The organism is Carboxydocella thermautotrophica, assembly GCA_003054495.1.
Classification (GTDB): domain Bacteria; phylum Bacillota.
The window spans coordinates 161,758-175,932 of record CP028514.1 but is presented as its reverse complement, the minus strand read 5'-3'; the positions used below and the strand labels follow the sequence as shown (position 1 = coordinate 175,932).

Below are 14,175 nucleotides of genomic sequence, written 5' to 3'. Positions count from 1 at the left end.
TTAACCTTCCTCTCTATCAGAACAGGATTAGAGCTCCAAAGAGCCCTAATCCTGTCCCATTAACAAAATTTAAATCCCTAAACCCTTACGTCTTTCCTTAATAGCGGCAACCAGTTTAGCAGCGGCTTGTTCTGGATCGGTTTCTACTATAAAGTAGCCACCCAGCAACTCTTTTGCTTTTTCAGTTAAAAATTCAGCCACTACCGGGGAACCCATAATCTGGGGTACTATTCCAATATGGGTTGGTATTCCCAGAGTAACTGCCCAGGTCCCAATAGCTACTGCCTTCTCCGACATAAACTCAGGAGCAGAGGCGACAAGAGGCAGTTTATCTAAATCCACTCCCAGCTTGTTAGCTATAGCTACGGCTACATTAACGGCCCTGGAATTATCTACACAAGATCCCATATGCAGTACTAAAGGCAAAGGTCCGTTTAATCCGGCTGCCTTGCCAATAGCAGTGAGTACAGCTTTCAAGGATTCACCGGCATAAGCCTCGGTTGCCTCCTGAGTCATTAAACCGGTTTTAGCAAAGGTACCGGCTCCACAACCAGTAGCCAGCATCAGGACGTTATTTTTCGCCAGCTCTTTCGCAATGGTGATAAAGTTATTGTCCTGGATCGCCTTAGGATTGTTACATCCTGCAAACAACGCAATTCCTTGAATATTACCGTTAACGATATTATCTATCAATGGCTTTAACGGGTCTTTGGCATCTAGCTTGCTTAAGGCCGCTAGAATTGCCTCGGCACTGAAACCGGCAATGGCTGTTTGCTTGTAGTCAGGAATGTTGACCTTGCGCTTATCCCGTCTTTTAAAGGCCTCAATTGCCACTTCTACGATTTTCCTGGCGCTTTCCACAGCCGATTCTTCCCGAAACTCTATGTGAGTGGCGCCAGTGATTTTATTTACAGGCATAGTGGTGATTACTTCAGTATGGAAACACTCCGCTACACTGGTAAGAGCAGGCATAATGCACTGCACATCTACGACCATCGCATCTACAGCACCTGTAACTATGGCCATTTCCTGGGATAGATAGTTAGTAGCCAGCGGAATCCCCCGTCGCATCATCACCTCATTACCCGTACAACAAATACCCACTATGTTAATACCGTCTTTGGCCCCGGCTTTCTTAGCTTCTTCATTCATTTTCAACGCGACATCACAAATAATTTCACTAAGTAACGGGTTATGACCGTGAACCGCAATGTTAACAGCATCTTCCTTCAGCACGCCAAGGTTGGCCTGAGTAACTACCGGTTCAGGGGTACCAAACAGGACATCAGACAGCTCAGTTGACAAACACATACCGGTATAATCAGCCAGTGCTCCCTTTAATCCGCCGAGCAAAATGTTGGCTGCATCGGCATCACAACCCACATGAGTTCGGGCCATAATCTCAGCGATAACAGCATCAATGTTATGGGGCATAACCTCCAGATCTACCAGTTTTTCCACCCGTTCAGCTGTCATGGTCACTTTGGCCCAGTTACAGGGTATGCTGCGCTTTTGCCGCGAATAATCATCCAGGGAAGCCTGAGCCACTTCTTTTGCTATTTGCCGTATATCTTTGCCTGCCGGTGCCAGGTTTAATTTTTCCGCTATATTTCTTAACTTTTGCTCGTCTTTAATCCGGTACGCAGGTGCATGTCCTTCGCCAACTTCTAATAAAGTTAAGGCGATGTGGCGACCGTGATCGGAATGGGAAGCAGCACCTGCAGCCATCATTCTAGCCAGGTTGCGTGCCACTATGGTGTGGGCATCAGCCCCACAAACACCTCTCTGGGGACCATTGCCAAAAGGATCGATACGACACGGTCCCTTCCAGCAAATGCGGCAGCAGACGCCCAGCTCTCCGAAACCACATTGGGGCTTCATAACTGCAAAACGATCCCAAACAGTTTCAACTCCCGCCTTTTTTGCTAAAGGTAGCAAATAGTTGACAGCAGGATCTATGGTATTTTTCATCTTACTCATAATCTCTCCCCCTGCTTATTTCCGCATTAGGCCATGGTTCTTTGAATGAGCATGAGCCCTTACCAGTTCCTTTCCTCTGTCTTCAATAAGTTTCTTACGATAACTTTCGTAATCTACCAGCATGATTGCTTTGGTAGGACAGGCCTCTACACAGGCGCAGGCAAATTCATCGCTATCCTGCGTCCTGCTAAAACAAAGATCACATTTCCTGGCTTTACCTTTTTGGGTTCTGTGAGTACCTTCATCTGTTATGTCTTTAGCTACAATAATAGCTCCAAAGGGGCAAACCATAGTGCACACTTTACAGCCAATACAATTACTTTCATTAATTTTAACAAACCTATCCTCTTCGTAGATTGCTCCGGTAGGGCAGGCGTGGGCACAAGGCGCGTCTTCACATTGTCTGCATTGAATGGGCATAACCATGTCCTCAACTTGAACCACCGAGTTTCTTGGCTGTAATTGCAAGCCCTGGGTTACGGCAGTTTGTAGATCACAACCTGCATGAGCCACAGCACAGGCAATCTCACAATTCTTGCAACCCAGACACTTTTGGGGATCGGCGTAAATAAAGAAATTCTCTTTAGCTCTCGCCATCGAGGTTCACCTCCTTTCCGTTTGAGCTATTTTTCTACTTCCAGGTCCTCAATGTACAACTCCCTTCCGGCAACGATCTCTACAAATCTGCTCTCACATTGCGGGCACTGGAAATTGTAATTGGAAACCCGGAACACACTGGTACACTGCCGACATTTTCCCTGCAGGGGCACCCGCTCAATAACCAGCTCCGCGCCCTCGACAACGGTGTTTTGAGCATAAGCCTCAAAACAGGCAGTTAAAGTCAGATCTTCCACCGCTGTCATCTCGCCAACCTTAAGTTTCACTTTTAAGACTTTTCTAATTTGATGCTCTTTTACCTTGACATTGATAATCTGGAAAAGACTATCCACTATCGCCATCTCATGCATGGCGCCGCATCCTTTCATTATCTTTCGGTACAGGAGATACAGGGATCAATACTGCAAATAATAAGCGATATGTCAGAGACCTTATTTCCTGGCATCATCACATTGAGCGCTTCCCAGTTCATATAAGTAGGCACCCGCCATTTAATCCGTTCCGGCATATCAGAGCCGTTTGTGCGGAGATAATAAATCAATTCTCCCCGCGGCGCTTCTGACTTGGCTACAGCTTCCCCGGCAGGTATCTCCGGCAAATAATCTATACAAGTTGGACCGTCAGGCAATTCTTTTAGACATTGTTCCATGATATTGATAGCTTCCTGAATTTCCCTCAACCTGACTATGGCTCTTGCTCTAACATCACAACCATTCTCGACAGCAACATTAAATTTAATCTTGTCATAAGCAGCATAAGGACTCTTGACCCGCACATCATAATCTATCCCGGACCCTCTGGCTACAGGACCAACCACGCCATAGCGAATGGCTTCCTCTTTAGGTAAAATCCCTACTCCTTCAGTCCGAGCGCGCACAAACTTATTGTTCATATAGATGTCAATAATTTCTTCCAGTGGCTTTTTCAACTTATCTAATTGCTGCTTCAGATATTTAATCTTTTCATCGGAGAGGTCATATTTTACGCCGCCAATGCAATTTGCGGCCAAATCCATCCGATTGCCATAAACAGTCTCTTTAGCATCCTGGACTATCTCCCGTAACTCCATGACATGCATAAATAATGAATCAAAGCCTATGATATGAGCCAGCATAGCAGCATTAAACAAGTTAGAAGCTATTCTCTTTATTTCATCAGCAATAACCCTTAGATATTCAGCTCTTTCCGGAATTTTGATACCGGCAATTTTTTCAAGGGCCATACAGTAGGTAAAGGGATGGTTGTTGGAACAGAGGGAACAAACACGTTCAATTAAAGTTAGATTTTGGTAAATATTTCGCTTCATTACCAAATATTCCATACCGCGATGCACATGCCCTGCCGTTATATCCAGGCCCACGATAGTCTCTCCTTCAACCTGTACCCGGAAATACATCGGTTCTTCCAGCGCCACATGCAGCGGGCCTACGGGGATTGTATAAGTGCTCATTTAATATCCCCCTCCTGGGAAATAGCTGCAAGGACCTTTTCCCACAAAGTTTTACTGGTTGCTCCATTCATAGCAACTGATAAAGGAATCAATTTATCCATTATTCCTTCATCAATAGTTTCATCGAGGAACAATCTCCTGGGATTGGGATGGCCGACCACTTCAATACCATATAATTCTTGCAATTCGCGTTCCGTCCAATCAGCACTTTTTAATATCGGAGTAATGGAATTGACTTTACCACTATCACGGGGTATTTCAATCGTAACTGTACAAGTACAACCATCCAGATCAAAATGGTAGGCGATTTCATGCCCATCTCTCTGTTGAGCATCTTTAGTTTTATAAGCTGTAATAGTAATTACCCGGCCGCCCAGGCTTGCCACTATCAAAGCCACGTTTGTAATATGGCGGTGGTCACGGAGCCTGCACCAACCAGTAACCACTCCCTTAGAATCTGTTTCCCAGCGCAAGGAGAATCCATCACCCACTACCCGGGCTAATTTTTCTGCAAATTCCTCCTGAATATCCCGCTTCATCCTGTTTCCTCCTCTTCTCAGCGAAGGGCCCGTTCCTGGCGGCATTTGGGGCATAAATGCCTTAATTTTTCAATATCCGTGTTAACTTGTTCAAAAGCTACATTAAATAGCTCAGGGGCTATCGGCACCATCGGTGTATCACACCGGGCACAATTTACATATTTAATGAAGCCTTTTTCCACATATCTGTATTTGTCCTCTTGCCTGTGAGTTGTATGATAATCTTCAGTTAAGCGAATTGCTTTAGTAGGGCAGTAATGTTCGCAAAGGCCGCAAAAGGTACATGTATTATGCCAGAGTATGAACTCCAGGCCGCTTTTATCGGCCACTTCCCTGATTTGGATTGCTCCCCCTGCGCAAACGTACTCACACATTCTACAGGCCACACAGGCCCTGGCATTATACTGGGCTTTACCTCTCAGTCCCTTGGGAACAAAAGTTTCACCAAAGGGATAAGGGTCAGTAGACGGTTTCTTGAACAAATTGCGAATAGCTATTTTTAAAAAAGAAGCCATGGGTGACTCTCCTTTACAGCCTGGTTTCCCAAATTTTGATGGCTTCAACTATCCCATCAATAATCGCCTGGGGTCTGGGAGGACAGCCAGGCACATTTACATCTACCGGAATAAAGTTGTCAATCGGCCCGGCAATAGCATAACTGTCTCTAAACACTCCTCCAGATATCGGACACACACCGATAGCTACCGTCACTTTAGGGTCAGGAATTTCATCGTAAAGACGCAAAACCTTTTCCTTAACCCGGGCAGTAAGAGGTCCGGTAATCAACACGATGTCAGCATGCTTTGGGCTCCCACAATACTTACAGCCCAGGCGCTCAACATCATAACGGGGAATGCATGCCGTGGTTGCCAGTTCCACATCACAGCCATTACAGGATCCTGCATTTATGCGGTACAACCACGGTGATTTTCTGGCAACTTTTCGCATTAGTTCTTTCATCCTGCCACCTCCCTGTCATCTTTGTAACAACGTTAATACCAGGCTGATTAATGCCAGTGCGGTAGGATACTTCAGATAAAATTTAAAGGCCTGGTCGATTCGAACCCTTCCTGTACTGGCACGCACAACGGTAATGGATATTACCATTAAAATTAAACATTTTAAGATATACCACAACAGGTTAAGCAACATGTTTTCACCCAGAGGTGTCGGAAAAAAGAGGGCTATGGCTAAACCCAGTACCACAACCATTTTTAAGGAACTTGTTAGTTTAAATAAAGCCAAAGAAGTGCCGGAATATTCCAGAAGCGGACCTTCGACAATTTCAGTTTCTGCTTCGGGGATATCAAAGGGAACTACCCCCATGTTACCTGGAATGAAAACCAGAAAAGCCAGTAAAGCCGGTAACATGGTGTAATCAAAAAGTAATGCCCCGTTTTCCAGCTGGTACCTCACAATTTCACTTAAAGAGAAAGTAGCAATTCCACCCGTTGCCAATCCAACTTTCAAAGCAACGGTTACCAGTACTACCAGTAACGGCAGTTCATAGGACATCATCATGACCATTTCCCTGGAAAAACCTACAGCTCCAAAGGGTGAGCTGGAAGCAGAGCCACCGACCATCAAAGCAATGGCAGGTAATGCCAGCAAATAAAGCACAACCAGCAAATCTCCCGAAAACTCAAGACCCTTGTATACGCCAGCAATAGGTATCAAGGTAACGGCCACCATCATCCCGGCAAACCCCAGCAATGGCGCTAACCTGAATGCCTGCAGATGCGCAGTCTCCGGCACAACTACCTCCTTCCTGGCTAGTTTGACCAGGTCAATAAAGGGCTGGAAAATAGGGGGTCCAACCCGCCTCTGTATTCGGGCAACAATCTTACGGTCAATTCCCATAAGGAACAAGCCAACGACTATAGCAAACAAACCCCCGGGAAAGAGCAACAAATTAAAGATTAGTTGTACAACATCCGTCACAATTCCACCCCCTTACCCAGACCGGTAATCCGGTATAAAACTTTAATGCACTGTTTAACCAGGCCTTTGGGCGATTCATAAAGATTATGGGAATTAACATGCACTTCTTCGGCTGTTAAATCAGTTACTCCACAAGTATAGATTTTTGTATATCTGATTTTCCCGTTGCCAATAAAGTAGACACTTACACCTGCAATGAAGGCTATTGCCAATACTGCAGCGATAACTCCGGCGTTCCACGCCCCCAGCCCGGAATCAATCCCAAAGAGCGAAGCTGAAACCGGGGTTAGACCCAACCAGCTTTCGATGGCCGCAATGGTAGTAAGTGGTATACCAGGGAAAACCCCAAAAACTACACACAAAACAGCCAGAATTACCATAGGAATTTGCATTGTCCACGGTGCTTCAGTTACATTCTCTAACTCCTTCGGTAATTGTCCGAAAAAGGCAGAATGTAAAAATTTAAGAAAAGAAGCTAAGGTTAAAACACTTGCTAACAAGGAGAATATCGCTAAAAACACATATCCTTTCTCCATGGCAGCTTCATAGATTATCCATTTAGAGGTAAAACCATTAAAAGGCGGAATGCCAGCAATAGAAAATGCCCCAATCGCAAAGGCCCCCAGAGTTACCGGCATTTTCCTGCCAATTCCTCCTAACTTGTCCAGGTTTTCAATACCGGTTTTCACCATAATGGCACCGGCAACTAAGAACAGCAGGTTCTTAAACAGCATATGGTTAACTAAATGCAATAATCCTCCAGCCATACCTAAAGAAGAGCCCAGGCTGACTCCTAAGATGATATAACCCATTTGGCTTACCGTATGATAAATAAGCAGGCGTTTCATACCACTTTGCAGCAGAGCCAGTGCCGCAGCCATTAAGATTGTTAAGCCGCTTACCCAGGCAACTATATACATCAGGCTCGGTATCCCGCCTGCCAGGCCTAACTTGCTTATAAGAGAAATGCCTCCAAATACATAAAATAATTTAACCATCCCAAAAGGCGCACTTTTTAACAGCACAGAAGAAATATAGCCACTGACCGGTGTTGGTGCTGTTGGTGGATGCATTTGATAATCGATGCGGAAAGGTAACATAGCAGCTTTCATGGCGAAGCCGATCAACATCAAGATTAAACCAAAAGCCACCAGACCTGTCGGCAAGGCACTTAACCGCCCGGCCAGCTCACTCATCTCAAAGGTGCCTGTGCTAGCTGTTAATACTAATAGTCCCAAAAACATCAAACTGGCTCCAGCATAATTAAAAATAAAGTATTTGAATCCTTCTTGTAATGCCTCCCTGGTTTCCTCATGAATAATCACAAAGTACAGAGTCCAGCTGCTCATGATTTCCCAGAAAGCAAAGAAACTGAAGAGGTCTTTGCTCACCGCCACACCCAGAAGGCCGCCAATCATTAAAAGGAAGAACGCATAAAAGCGATTCTGGGCGTGTCCGTGATCCATATAACCCAGTGAGTAGAATAAATTTACAACCCCAATAAAAGCGATAAGTAAAGCAAAACTCCGGGAAAAAATGTCATGACCAGAAGAGACAGTTAAAACTGTTATCAATGTTGCCACCATTGTCGCAACTGCTAACCAGCCGCTGACCCTGGCCGAACGTCTGCCTAAAAGGTAAGTAACCAGAGCGCCTACCATCGGAATTACTGCCATCAGGGGCCAGGCGATGGTAACATCAGGTATAGCAGTTGTAGCCATATGTCCTTTGGCTGCAATCATATCGACCACCGGCTTAACTAAAGCCAGGCCCGCTTGCGGATACAAGCCATTAAACACAGTCAAACCCGTTAGGATCCCAACTGGAATCAACATGGTAATAGGAGCTTCCTTAACAGCAGGACCCTCGTACTTTTCAAAGAAAATAACCCTAACCAGTTTCAGGTAATAAAAAGCGCCAATAATACTGCCCAGAAGGATTAAACCCGCCACTGCCAGATGGCCGGATTGTACACTGGCGTAAAGCATTAAAAATTTACTGATAAAGCCGTTGAAAGGTGGCAAGCCCATGATAGCTAAAATGCCAATACTAAAACACAAAGACGTTACCGGCATTACCCGGCCGATACCCTTGAACTTAGAGATTTCCTGACTCTTCAAGCGATAAATTAAAGCACCCACCGCCAGGAACAGGAGGTTTTTCATAATAGCATGATTCAAAACGTGATAAAGAGCACCAACCAGGCTCAAATAAGTGCCTATTCCCAGCGTGACTGCTATCTCGCCCACCTGGGCCATAGTGGAATAAGCCAGCATTTTTTTAATGTCGGTCTGCCGGAGGGCCATAATTTCACCGTACAAAAGGGTCAGGGCCCCAAGCATGGAGATTATAAATCCAATGGTAGAAAATTGACCGGTAGTGCCCAGCTCAGTCAGCAAACCTGCCCCAAAAACAACAAAGAGAATACGTACCAGTCCGTAAATACCGGTTTTGGTCAAAATCCCTGACATCGGTGCTGAAATAGACGAAGGTGCTACAGGGTGAGCATCAGGCAACCAGCTATGCAGCGGTACCAGGCCTGTTTTGACACCAAAACCGATTATAAACATTCCCAAAACTGCAAGCATAAGGCTTGGAGTTAACTCAGGTAAGTTTGCGGAAATCGCCGCCATATCGAAGGTTCCAAGCTTTACATGCAAAGTTAAAATTGCAAAATGCATAATATAAGCACCGGAAGTACACATGATAAAATATTTGAAACCGGCCCGCAGCGCCTTTTCAGTTTGTTCCTGAATAACCAAAAAGTAAGAAGTCCAGGTCATTAATTCCCAGTAGACGTAAAAATTCCCCAGGTGCTTGCTGGTTGTCAAACCAAGCAAAGTGCCGATCATTAAAAATAAGAAGAAAAAGTAGCGATTTGTGTGCGGCTTATCCTTAAAATAACCGATAGAGTAAAGCGTAACTAAGAAGCCAATAAAAGCCATAATCAGGGCGAAAAATCTGGATAGACTGTCAAAATCGCCACCCTGCCAGGTCAAGTATACCGTTGTACCGGTAAGGGCGACCGCCAGGATATTGCGCAAAACCGCTGAAAAACGCCCGACCAGATAAACAATAAATCCGCCCACATAGGGAACGAGCACCAAAATGGACCAGGGTGATTCAAAGGCAGGTAGTTGCGCTGATTTCCCTAATAATACAGCAGTCATATACTCAACACTATGAATGAAAGGCTCCGGTAACAAGCCCATTAAAGCGGTGAGCCCACTCAGGACCAGCATAGCTGCCAGCAAAACCGGGGAAGCTTCTCTAACTTTTTCTGTACTGGCCCCTGACTGTGCAGGTTGCTCGAAACACAGTTTCTGAAAGATGAGAAGGAAGTAGATTGCCTCAAGGATACTTCCTAATGTGGCGATAGCGGCATAAAACCAGTGACCGCTTGCAATGGCCGCATAAATTATTAAAAATTTACTAATAGAACCTTTAAAGGGTGATAAGCCCATGACCGAGAACAGGCCAAAACCGAACAAGGTTGCTGTAACCGGCATGGCCTTACCTATACCCTTGAGCTTTTCAATACTGTCAGATCGTTCTCGTGCAATTAGCGCTGCCGCAGCAACAAAGACCAATGCCCGCATTACTATTTGATATTCCAGATGCAACAGAGCTCCCGATGTACCTTCATAAGTACCAAGACCAAGTCCCAGCAGAACATATCCGATTTCTGCAATACTGGAGATAGTCAGTAATCGGATTAAGTTTTTCATCTGCTTCAGCGCAATCAGTTCGCCAGCCAGAATAACGATTGCACCAAACAAAGCTAGCACAGATGACTCACTGAATAGAGAACCAAAATTCACATCTTCTGCCTCCTTCCCAAAGCCTTTACTTAAAATCGTGTGGTTTTTCACTTTCAGTATATCAATGTCACCCCATTATTTCTGTCGCTAAGATGACACAAAGAAAAAAAGGCTCTAAAGGCGTCTGAATGGTCGGCTCTTAACGACCATTACATCAGCACTTTAGGGCCGCGTAAAGTTACACTCTTCCCAGCTCTTCCAACAAGCGATTTTTAATTTCATATGCTTTTGCCACGATTTCGGGAGCTTGCTTCACTACACTTAAACCAGACAAATCAGCAGCAATTACTGCCTGGTCATAAGGTATAAATCCTAAAATCGGCATAAAATCCAAATCTCGCCGAATTATTGCCTCATCTTCCGGACGTACCTTGTTGGCCACTGCAAAAACCCTGGTGACTCCCAGGTCCCGAGCCAGAGCTACTATTGCTTGTGCTGTCTGGAAACTTCGTTTACCAGGTTCAACTACAACAATAAAAGCATCTACCCCCGCAGCCGTACCACGTCCTAAATGCTCCAAACCGGCTTCCATATCAACTACTACAGTATCCTCAGCCTTTAATACCAAATGACGTAGAAGATGTTTAAGCAAAACACTCTCCGGACAGGCACACCCTGAACCCCCTTTAGCTACTTTACCCATTTGCATTAACCGTATGCCGTCATACTCTACTATATATTTTTCAGGAATATCCTCAACCCGGGGATTAAGGGTAAAAAACTGACCCGATGTGCCCGGTTCGGTTCCGGTACGCTCCTTGATTAGCTCTTTATCCTCAGAGATTGCAGTCAAATTTTTTAAAATCTCTGGCGGAAATCCTAAAGCTGTGCCTAAATTAGCATCAGGGTCCGCATCCACAGCCAGTACCCGCTTCTCCTCGCGGGCAAAAATATGACAGAGGAGGGCGGACAGGGTGGTTTTCCCCACCCCGCCCTTACCGGAAATAGCAATTTTAAGCCCTTTTTCAGACACCGGTATCAACTCCTGACATTTAAGTTATATCCGGGCAGGGTAACCCTAAGGCTTTGCGTTTTTGTATGATTCTCTCTAAAATTAGGTGTGCGGCCTTGATCGGATCCTCTTCATAGATTAGTTTTCCCCCGAAGAGACCATCCATAGTCAGAGCATGCCGGTCTTTGTCTCCCATCAAAATATTGCTGACCAGCTCTGATCCGGCAATGGGAGGCTGAATCCCTACATGCACATCAATTCCCTGGGCCAGGAAATAGGAGCCAATGGCTAAAGCTTTGGGGCTTTGCACTTCCGGGCTTGATCCGGCAACAGGCAGATCCCTTGCTTCAACTCCAAGATAGTTGGCCAGCGTCATTACCAGGTCATCTACCCGGGAATTATCAACACAACTACCCATATGCAGAACGGGCGGCAGAGTTTCCAGGCCGTTGGCCTTTCCAATAACCTTTAACACCTGCTGTAATCCTTCACCGCAATACTCCAGCCCCCGGGGTGACATCAAGGAAAATTTGGCCAGGGAGTGGGCCGAACAACCTGTTGCTACAATCAGCACATTATGTTTCAACAGCTCTTTGGCTACTTCGACATTGGCCCAGTCCTGCTTGATTCGAGGATTGGTACAACCTACCAGGGCCACTACGCCCAGAATGTTTCCAGATTTGATGTTTTCCACCAGAGGTTGCAGAGGGTCTTCCTGGTTCACCTTTTTCAGCGCCTCTAAAATCTGCTCCGTCGAAAATCCGGCATAAGCCTCTACTTTATCCTGAGGTATTTTTATTTTCGCGGGGTCCCGTTTGGTGAAGTTAGCTATGGCTTTGCGAATAATCGTTTGTGCTGCCTCATCAGCATTTTCCGGGGTAAATTCTACATGAGTAGCCCCCGGGATTTTAACACTGGGTAAAGTAGTAATAATTTCTGTATGATAACATTTTGCCACCCTGGGTAAGCTGGGCATAATACACTGAATATCTACCACCATGGCTTCTACCGCACCTGTAACAATCGGCATTTCTTGACTGGAGAAGTTGGTTGCCACAGGCACACCCCGGCGCATCAATATTTCATTTCCTGTACAGCAGACCCCGAAAATATTAATCCCTTTTGCTCCAACCGCCCTGGCCTCATTTTCCAGTTTTTCCGCCCATTCCACTATTTTTTCAGAAAGCATGGGTATATGGCCGTGTACGGAAATATTAACCATATCTTCTTTAATTACCCCTAGCCGGTATTCAGACTTGACCACAGCCGGGACACCAAACAGGACGTCCTGCAAGTCAGTAGACAGGTGCAGCCCTGCATACCCATCAGTCAAGGCTACCCGTATTGCACCTAACAGGAGGTTAACCGGATCGGCATCACATCCCATGGCCTGCCGGTTGACGGCATTAGTTACCTCCAGATGAGCATTAACAGGCAAAACATTTAAACTCTGCCATCTTTCTACAGTCTTTGGTTGAGCCTTGATTTTTAACCAGGGGAGTACGCCAAATTGCTGCTGGAAGTTTTCCAGGGCCTTAAGAGCCACCTCCCTGGCTACCTCCTTAATTTCCCTGCCATCAACTGTCAGACCTAACCTGGCGGCAATATCCAGCAGTTTATCAGGGTTGCTGATACTATAGGGCGCCTTTCCTTCAGCAGTTTCCAGCAGGGTTAATGCTACCTCTCTGGCATGCTCTATATGGGGAGCCGCTCCCTCAGTAACCAGGGTCAAGAAATTCCGTGCAACTATAGCATCAGCCGTTGCCCCACAAACTCCCGCCTGAGGTCCCTTGCCTCCGGGAACAATTCGGCAGGGTCCCTCCAGACAGCGTTTACAACAAACCCCTAATAGCCCAAATTTACAACGAGCACCCATCGCCTCACTTCGGTCAAAAGCAGTCTCCACACCATCTTCCCGGGCTTTAAGCAACATTTCCTGAACCCCGGTGTCCAGACTTAACTCTTCTACGTTGTGAACAGTTTTGCTCATATTTTTAGCCTCCTTTCAATGAACTTTCAAAAAATTTATGCTATTTTTACTTTAGCGAAGAATTAAAAAAAATCTGTCGGGTAGCCGACAGTTTTCAAAAAAATTCAGCCATGCTTTTTTGCGGTATCGCAACACATTGCATAAAAAAAAGAGCGAAATAGCATTTTCGCTCCCTCATTAGAAACCTGAAGATATTTCCTGTAATCTTTTCAAGTCTTTAATCAAAATAGTTCGCCGACTCAATTTTTCTAAAATACCCGATTTTCTCAGGTCATTTAAAAGAACTGAAACCGTTTGACGGGTAGCCCCCAGAACCAGAGCAATTTCTTCAGTAGTTAAGCCCAGCTCTAACTTGATTCCTTGTTCTACCGTCACGCCTCTGTCCTTCGCAGCTTGAACCAAAAATTCCGCCAATCTTAGATGGGTGTCTTTAAAAACCAAACCATTAATTATCGTAATTGAGTTTTTCAGCAAATCCCCCAGCACATTAACCATATTTAAACCAAAAGCAGGAAACTCGGCAATAATCTTTTTAAAATTACGGACATCAGTAACCAGTATAGTTGTGTCTTCCATTGCCTGGGTAAAAGCCCGGGTATGTGTACTGTATATATCACCCGCCTCCAAAATGGACAGGGTAAATTCTTTATCCTCATAAGCCAGGTAAACCCTGATTTTTCCCGATTTCACCAAAAACACCAGATTTTTCTCGTCGTTCGGCGAAAAAAGTATTGCCTTTTTAGAAAACCGTTGTTCCCGAAACTCTTTCAAGTACCGGGCATACTCCGGCGAACTCAGGACTTCCAACAAGTTAATATCTGTTAACCTCATTCTGGTTGGCATAGTCCTCCCCCCTCAGTATTACATGGGCGGCCTTTATGGAC

The 14,175-nt window shown here is 45.4% G+C and carries 12 protein-coding genes; all 12 read right to left on the bottom strand.

Annotated features, from left to right (window positions below):
• Positions 1-69 precede the first annotated feature (69 nt).
• The 12 genes from cooS (CTH_RS00865) to CTH_RS00810 all read right to left on the bottom strand — a co-directional run bounded on the left by cooS (CTH_RS00865) (position 70) and on the right by CTH_RS00810 (position 14,134).
• A complete protein-coding gene (cooS, locus tag CTH_RS00865; RefSeq protein ID WP_078665971.1) occupies positions 70-1,980 on the bottom strand; it encodes an anaerobic carbon-monoxide dehydrogenase catalytic subunit in 1,911 nt (636 codons plus the stop codon).
• A 15-nt stretch (positions 1,981-1,995) separates the two neighbouring features.
• The gene (locus tag CTH_RS00860; RefSeq protein ID WP_078665970.1) at positions 1,996-2,577 is read right to left on the bottom strand and encodes a 4Fe-4S dicluster domain-containing protein; all 582 of its coding nucleotides are present in this window, start codon (positions 2,575-2,577) and stop codon (positions 1,996-1,998) included.
• Between the two features lie 26 nt (positions 2,578-2,603).
• A complete protein-coding gene (hypA, locus tag CTH_RS00855; protein WP_078665969.1) occupies positions 2,604-2,948 on the bottom strand; it encodes a hydrogenase maturation nickel metallochaperone HypA in 345 nt (114 codons plus the stop codon).
• Between the two features lie 17 nt (positions 2,949-2,965).
• Positions 2,966-4,048 (bottom strand): hydrogenase large subunit, encoded by a 1,083-nt coding sequence (locus CTH_RS00850; protein ID WP_078665968.1) that lies wholly within the window; start codon positions 4,046-4,048, stop codon positions 2,966-2,968.
• Positions 4,045-4,587: an NADH-quinone oxidoreductase subunit C gene (locus CTH_RS00845; RefSeq protein WP_078665967.1), complete on the bottom strand. Its 543-nt coding sequence runs from the start codon at positions 4,585-4,587 to the stop codon at positions 4,045-4,047. The genes CTH_RS00850 and CTH_RS00845 overlap by 4 nt, the downstream gene beginning before the upstream one ends.
• 17 nt (positions 4,588-4,604) lie before the next feature.
• Complete coding sequence (locus tag CTH_RS00840; protein WP_078665966.1) at positions 4,605-5,102, bottom strand: 4Fe-4S dicluster domain-containing protein; 498 nt, start codon at positions 5,100-5,102, stop codon at positions 4,605-4,607.
• Between the two features lie 13 nt (positions 5,103-5,115).
• Positions 5,116-5,547, bottom strand: a complete 432-nt coding sequence (locus tag CTH_RS00835; protein WP_078665965.1) for an NADH-quinone oxidoreductase subunit B family protein — start codon at positions 5,545-5,547, stop codon at positions 5,116-5,118.
• Between the two features lie 15 nt (positions 5,548-5,562).
• Complete coding sequence (locus tag CTH_RS00830) at positions 5,563-6,528, bottom strand: respiratory chain complex I subunit 1 family protein (RefSeq protein WP_078665964.1); 966 nt, start codon at positions 6,526-6,528, stop codon at positions 5,563-5,565.
• The gene (locus CTH_RS00825) at positions 6,525-10,349 is read right to left on the bottom strand and encodes a proton-conducting transporter transmembrane domain-containing protein (protein ID WP_107752729.1); all 3,825 of its coding nucleotides are present in this window, start codon (positions 10,347-10,349) and stop codon (positions 6,525-6,527) included. The genes CTH_RS00830 and CTH_RS00825 overlap by 4 nt, the downstream gene beginning before the upstream one ends.
• A 178-nt stretch (positions 10,350-10,527) precedes the next feature.
• Positions 10,528-11,322: an ATP-binding protein gene (locus CTH_RS00820; protein WP_107752727.1), complete on the bottom strand. Its 795-nt coding sequence runs from the start codon at positions 11,320-11,322 to the stop codon at positions 10,528-10,530.
• Between the two features lie 19 nt (positions 11,323-11,341).
• On the bottom strand, positions 11,342-13,291 hold the full coding sequence (gene cooS / locus CTH_RS00815; RefSeq protein WP_078665961.1) for an anaerobic carbon-monoxide dehydrogenase catalytic subunit: 1,950 nt from the start codon (positions 13,289-13,291) through the stop codon (positions 11,342-11,344).
• Positions 13,292-13,468: 177 nt separating this feature from the next.
• Positions 13,469-14,134 carry a Crp/Fnr family transcriptional regulator gene (locus CTH_RS00810; protein WP_078665960.1) on the bottom strand — a complete coding sequence of 222 codons (666 nt, stop codon included), beginning with the start codon at positions 14,132-14,134 and terminating at the stop codon, positions 13,469-13,471.
• Between the last annotated feature and the right edge of the window lie 41 nt (positions 14,135-14,175).